Here is a 4,593-nt window from a genome sequence, read left to right on the forward strand (position 1 = left end):
GCAGGTAAAAACTGTTACACCTAAGAAGCCTAATTCCGCCCTCCGAAAGGTTGCGCGTGTGAGGCTTACCAACAGTATGGAAGTTACAGCTTATATCCCTGGTATGGGACACAATTTGCAAGAACACTCAGTGGTTGTTATCCGAGGAGGAAGAGTTAAGGACCTTCCGGGTGTTAGATATCACATCGTCCGAGGTGTCCTTGATACTGCCGGCGTGGATAAGAGAATGAAGGGCCGAAGTCTCTATGGCGCAAAAAAGCCTAAAAAATAATTATTAAATTCTAAAATACTAATAAATTTAAATTAAAACATGCGAAGAAGAGTAAAAAATAGAATAAAGCCTAGGCCAGATATTCAGTATTCATCTGAAGAAGTGGGCAGATTTATAAATTATATAATGCTTCACGGCAAGAAGTCCGTGGCAGAAAAGATAGTTTATTCCGCTTTTGATGAGATTAAAGAAAAGGCTAAGGCCGAAGATCCTGTTGCTATATTTGATGAGGCTATGAAAAATGTCGGACCGACAATAGAGGTCCGTTCTCGTCGTGTGGGAGGAGCGAATTATCAAGTGCCTGTAGAAGTAAGACCGGAGAGAAGAGCGGCTCTTGCTATGCGCTGGATAATTGAGGCCGCTAAATCAAAGAAGGGTTCACCAATACATTTACGTCTTGCAAATGAGTTACTTCTTGCAAGTAAGAATGAAGGAGAAGCTGTGAAAAAGAGAGAGAATGTCCACAAAATGGCAGAAGCAAACCGCGCTTTCGCTCATTTTGCATGGTAAGTTCCCTCGTTTTACTCGGTCAAATTTAAATATCAAAATGCAAAAATCAAAATTATAATTCAAAATTATTTTAAGTTTTACATTGTAATTTTGAATTTTGATATTTAATTTTTTAATTTTTATTTATGAGAGATTATCCAATTGATAAAGTACGCGATATAGGAATTATCGCGCATATAGATGCAGGGAAAACAACCGTTAGTGAGCGGATTCTTTTTTATACCGGAGTTTCGCATAAAATAGGAGAGGTGCATGAGGGGGCGGCTATTATGGATTGGATGGAGCAGGAAAGAGAGAGAGGTATCACTATTACTTCCGCAGCCACGACTTGTTTCTGGGTGCCAACTTATGCCGGTGGCGACAATGCATTTAAACATCGTATAAATATTATTGATACGCCGGGGCACGTTGATTTTACTGTAGAGGTGGAACGTTCATTGCGTGTTTTAGATGGCGGTGTCGTTGTTTTTGACGGTGTTGCCGGCGTGGAACCGCAATCAGAGACTGTGTGGCGTCAGGCTGATAAATATAAAGTGCCAAGAATCTGTTTTATAAATAAGCTTGATAGAACAGGCGCCAGTTTTGAAAGGTCATACGGGACAATATTGGACCGCTTGACTAAAAATGCTGTCAGAGTACAGATTCCTATGGGCGAAGAAGAGAAGATGGAAGGTGTTATAGATCTTCTAAAAATGAAGGCTTATAAATTTGAGGGTGATATGGGAAATAAGATTGAGGAGCAGGAAATACCGGAGTCTCTTTTATCTAATGCTAAGAAATTTCATTCCGAGCTTGTGGAAAAAATAGTAGAAAATGACGAGAAGTTGATGGATCAATATCTTGCCGGTAATGAACCTTCTGTTGATGAACTTAAAAAGGTTTTAAGAAAAGCGGTTATCGGCAATCAGGTAGTGCCGGTATTTTGTGGTACGGCATTGAAGAATAAAGGAGTGCAACTCCTCTTAGATGGTGTTGTGGATTATCTGCCTAGTCCTGTAGATGTCCCGCCTATGAAAGGTTTTGACCCGAAGACTGAGGTTGAGATTACTCGCGCCCCTTCTGATGATGCGCCTTTCTCCGCTTTGGCTTTTAAACTTCAGACAGACCCTTTCGTCGGTCAGCTTACTTACTTTAGAGTTTATTCAGGTTCGCTTGAGGCCGGTTCTTATGTATTAAATGCAACAAATGGAGAGAAAGAAAGAGTTGGCAGAATACTTAGAATGCATGCTAATGATCGCGAAGAAGTGAAGACTGTTTATGCCGGAGAGATTGCCGCTTTGGTTGGACTTAAGAATACTAAGACGGGCGATACTTTATGTGATCCGGAAAACCCGATAATTTTAGAGAAGATAGAGTTTCCTGAACCTGTTGTGTCTCTGAAGATTGAACCTAAGACAAAAGCCGATCAGGAAAAGATGGGTATAGCATTAAGGCGTCTTTCAGATGAAGACCCTACTTTCAGGATAAAATCCGACCCTGAAACTCTGGAAACTATTATCTCCGGTATGGGAGAGCTTCATCTTGATGTTCTTGTGGATAGGATGAAGCGTGAGTTTAAAGTTGAAGCAAATGTTGGCAAGCCGCAAGTCGCTTATAAAGAGACGATAACAACGGAAGCTGAAGCGGAAGGTAAGTATGTAAAGCAGTCTGGAGGTAGAGGTCAATATGGCCATGTAAGGATCAGGATTAAGCCGATGGAAAGCGGGAAGGGGTTTGAATTCAAGAGTGTTATTAAAGGCGGAGTTATCCCGGCAGAATACATCCCTGCCGTTGAGAAAGGCGTTAAAGAAGCACTTGAAAGAGGGGTCCTTGCCGGTTTCTTGTTGGTGGATTTGTATTGTGAACTATATGATGGTTCATATCATGATGTTGATTCTAATGAAGCGGCTTTCAAGATTGCAGGTTCTATGGCTCTTCAGGATGCGGTTAAAAGAGCTAAGCCCGTGTTGCTTGAACCTGTTATGAAAGTGGAGGTTATTGTGCCGGATAAATTCATGGGTGATGCAACAGGAAATATAAATTCAAAAAGAGGTCAGATTGAAGGAATGGAAGACAGAGGAAGCCTTAAGGTGATAACTGCGACTGTTCCGCTTTCTGAAATGTTTGGCTACGCAACGGCCTTACGCTCTATGACAGAGGGCCGAGGAACATTCACTATGCAATTTGATCATTATTCTATTGTTCCTAATAATGTGGCCGCAGGTATTATTGAAGCTAGGGGGAGGTAGTCTAGTAGTTAGCCAATAGCCACTAGTCACTAGTAAAATGACTAAATTAGATAAAAATAAAGATAGCGAAACTCACTTGGCGGTTGAACCGCCAAGTGAAAGTAAGGAGGAAAAATTATTTTCAGATGAAGTTTTTAAAGATGATTTAGAGTTTGAAGATGATATAGACAAACTTCCTCTCTAAAAATCAGAACCATACAAAACACTGCGAAATCTAAAAAAATGTGCATCCGCCGCGGCGGATGCACATTTTTCTATCCAAATAGAAATAATAAGAAAGAAAAAATTATTTAATAATTTTAAATTTAATCTTGCAAAACTCGCCCTTGTTGGCGAGTTTTGGTATAATTACGGAATGGATGAAATAATTTTAGGCGTAGATATTGGGGCGACGAAAACTAATGTCGTTCTATTTGATAAAAACGAAAAGAAAGTTGTTTGGAGTAATACAGTCCCTACTGATAAGACAAATAAGCAAAATTTTCTTAAAAATCTTTTTAATCTTATAGAGTTAAGTAAAAAAGAGCATAAATTTTCAAGTATCGGGGTGGCAGTTGCCGCAATCGTTGATGTGAAAACTGGTAAAATAATTAAATCGCCTAATATTGTAAAGATTATTGACGGGCTTAATTTAGCCTCATTACTTCAGAATAAATTTAAAGTGCCTGTTAAGGTGCAAAATGATGCGGATTGTTTTTCTGTCGCGGAGAGCAAGGTTGGCACTGGGAAAAAGTATGAGAATTTTGTCGGTGTCACCTTGGGCTCCGGTATAGGTTGCGGAATTATTATAAATGGAGAAATTTATAACGGCAAGATTGGAGAAAGTGCCGGCGAATGCGGGCATATGATTATAGACAGTAAAAGTAAAAACGGTTCTTTTGAGGACTTGGCTTCAGGTAAATTTATAAAAAGAGTTTATGGCAAGAGTGGAGAAGTTCTTTTCTTTGATGCTAAGAACGGCAAAGCCGGAGCAATGAAAGTATGTAGAGAGTTCGGAGAGAATTTGGGCATAGGACTTTCAAATATTATAAATATGATGAACCCCGAGGCTATCATAATTGGCGGTGGTATAGCAGAAGCGATAAAGCTTATTTTACCTAGTATAAAGGAAAATATAAAAAAGTATGTTATGTTACCGAAAGCAAAAAATACTCCCATAATAATTTCTAAGCTGGGAAATAACGCTCCGGCCATAGGCGCGGCTTTGTTATTTGAGTAAAAACTATCCAAGGTGACACCTTGGATAGTTTGATAGTTGTGGCGGTTCAACCGCCAAGTGACTTGGAAATCCGATTTCCAAGTGGGGTGTCAAGTGACTTATCCACATATTTCATACTCTATTATGTTCTTTTATCTCACTAAAGAGAGTAAAATAAAAACAATATGAAAAAAGAAAATATAATCCAATCTATCAAGGTGATAACACTAGGTCTTATGGTGGCCGTCGGCTTAAGCTATGCTTTCGCTTGGACCGCGCCGACTTCCGCTCCGCCAGGTGGAAATGTGTCAGCACCAATAAACGTAAGCAACACAAGTCAGACAAAGACAGGTTTCTTATGGGTTGACGGGGGCTTGGGTTCTATG

The 4,593-nt window shown here is 39.8% G+C and carries 6 protein-coding genes; all 6 read left to right on the forward strand.

Annotated features, from left to right (window positions below; translation table 11 throughout):
* Nucleotides 1-271, forward strand: a 271-nt coding sequence (gene rpsL / locus NUV40_02205) for a 30S ribosomal protein S12 (GenBank protein MCR4342701.1), incomplete at its 5' end; no start/stop codon positions are given.
* A 39-nt stretch (nt 272-310) separates the two neighbouring features.
* A complete protein-coding gene (gene rpsG / locus NUV40_02210) occupies nt 311-781 on the forward strand; it encodes a 30S ribosomal protein S7 (protein MCR4342702.1) in 471 nt (156 codons plus the stop codon).
* A gap of 125 nt (nt 782-906) precedes the next feature.
* Nucleotides 907-3,009 (forward strand): elongation factor G, encoded by a 2,103-nt coding sequence (gene fusA, locus NUV40_02215; protein MCR4342703.1) that lies wholly within the window; start codon nt 907-909, stop codon nt 3,007-3,009.
* Nucleotides 3,010-3,046: 37 nt separating this feature from the next.
* Nucleotides 3,047-3,193: a hypothetical protein gene (locus tag NUV40_02220; protein MCR4342704.1), complete on the forward strand. Its 147-nt coding sequence runs from the start codon at nt 3,047-3,049 to the stop codon at nt 3,191-3,193.
* Between the two features lie 171 nt (nt 3,194-3,364).
* Nucleotides 3,365-4,228 (forward strand): ROK family protein, encoded by an 864-nt coding sequence (locus NUV40_02225; protein ID MCR4342705.1) that lies wholly within the window; start codon nt 3,365-3,367, stop codon nt 4,226-4,228.
* A gap of 164 nt (nt 4,229-4,392) precedes the next feature.
* On the forward strand, nt 4,393-4,593 hold a 201-nt coding region (locus NUV40_02230), incomplete at its 3' end, for a hypothetical protein (protein ID MCR4342706.1).

The sequence above is a fragment of the Patescibacteria group bacterium genome (genome assembly GCA_024654625.1).
Lineage (GTDB): Bacteria > Patescibacteriota > Minisyncoccia.